Origin of the sequence: Pseudomonas sp. GL-RE-29, from assembly GCF_019947275.1 — a bacterium.
Taxonomy (GTDB): Bacteria; Pseudomonadota; Gammaproteobacteria; order Pseudomonadales; family Pseudomonadaceae; genus Aquipseudomonas; species Aquipseudomonas fluorescens_A.
On record NZ_JAGYGD010000083.1, the window covers coordinates 1 to 1,085 of the forward strand.

The following is a 1,085-nucleotide window of genomic DNA, read 5'->3' on the forward strand; positions in this document are numbered from 1 at the left end:
CGGCATCGGTATTACCAGCCGGATACGGGGCGCTATCTGACGCCGGATCCGGTGAAGTTGGCGGGTGGGTTGAATGCCTATCGGTATACGCCGAACCCGACGGGGTGGGTGGATCCGTTGGGGTTGAATGATTGTCCGGGTGGGGATGGGTGTAAAAAGCCAGTTGTTGCGGAGCGGGATCCGGCTGGGAGGGTGGAGGTTGATGGGGAAGAGCCTAGGGCACCGGATATCACTCGCGAGACTCCTAAAAAAGGGCGTCACGAAGAAACCTATGCGAATAAGCCAGTAAAAGCTCAGGATGCAACCAGTAAATGGGAAGAGTTCTTGGGAGAAGGCCCTTATACAAACAATCACCCAAGAACCAAACTTGCCGATCCTGACAGACTGGTATCAACGGATGGTGAGAGGAGTATTCGATATGGGACTCATGAAATGAGCGGGAGCCCAACCAAACACCACTACCATGAAGAAAAGTGGATATTTGAATTGAAGAACAATGTGATGCACGTTGAAAGCACAGTTGTCCGAGTCCCATTACCGAAGAAATAAAAAATGCTAGTTACCATCGATGATATTGCATTAACCAACAACGAAATTTTCGTGAAATTTTCAACGACTGTAGGATTTGCAGTGGCGGAATGGCATGGGCCATGCCCCAAATTTGGCGAACAGTACGATGTTGAGCTAGATATAGACGCAGAGTTCGTATGGGGTAAAAACATCTGCGTCTCGTTGAGCACCAAAAGTGCAATAGAGGCATCGGAAGACTGCATTCACGCAACAGGAACCCTGCTAAGAACGAGCCCCGACGGTCACGCAATTATCGATCTTGCCGGATCAATAGTTCTTATTGAGTTACTTGGCTATGCGAGCGAAGCCCCCGTCTTTGTTGATCTTCAATTTAACAAATTGACTATTTATCCAACCAATCTATGAATTTCAAAATAACCAAAATCGAAGAAGCCCAGTAATTTCTGGGCTTCGCTAATTGCTGGGCTCAATGCCTCATTCAACAATGCACTACTCCCCACTCTCACCACCCGAACTCCCACGACTCCCCCCCGAACTACCCGACCCTCCAGCCC

The 1,085-nt window shown here is 49.0% G+C and carries 2 protein-coding genes; both read left to right on the forward strand.

The window, feature by feature from the left end:
- On the forward strand, positions 1-549 hold a 549-nt coding region (locus KGB21_RS29325; protein ID WP_223507548.1), incomplete at its 5' end, for an RHS repeat-associated core domain-containing protein.
- A gap of 3 nt (positions 550-552) precedes the next feature.
- Positions 553-936, forward strand: a complete 384-nt coding sequence (locus KGB21_RS29330) for a hypothetical protein (RefSeq protein ID WP_223507549.1) — start codon at positions 553-555, stop codon at positions 934-936.
- Positions 937-1,085 lie beyond the last annotated feature (149 nt).